This is a genomic window from Pseudomonas sp. AC463 (assembly GCF_979253585.1).
Map to the genome: position 1 here is coordinate 1 of NZ_CEEDDZ010000351.1, position 317 is coordinate 317.

1 protein-coding gene is annotated in these 317 nt (G+C 46.4%); it reads left to right on the top strand.

Features of this window, described 5'->3' with window-relative positions; genetic code table 11:
* On the top strand, positions 1-317 hold a 317-nt coding region (locus AC0IYH_RS30480; RefSeq protein ID WP_471837888.1), incomplete at both ends, for a hypothetical protein.

Consider the following 317-nt stretch of genomic DNA (forward strand, 5'->3'; position numbering starts at 1 on the left):
GACCAAGGCATGCCACTACCGCGAGAAACTATTGCTGATGCTCAAAAAAATATAGCTGCTGTTGGTGAGGACATGATTACTGGAGGCAACCTTATACTTGCCCCGGCAAAAACCTCATTCTTAGTTGTTTCAATGGGAGCCTCCGCCACATCTGATATCACGCATAAGCTGAGCAAAATTTCTTTTACCTTATATCCCACAACTCTTCGTTCGGAAGGCATATCTGTAGACGGTCACTTCTTCCGTTACCCTGGAGTATTCAAAACATCTGACGGGAAGCTTGCCGAAGGTGGTCTGTTATCTAGTAGCGGCCGTGT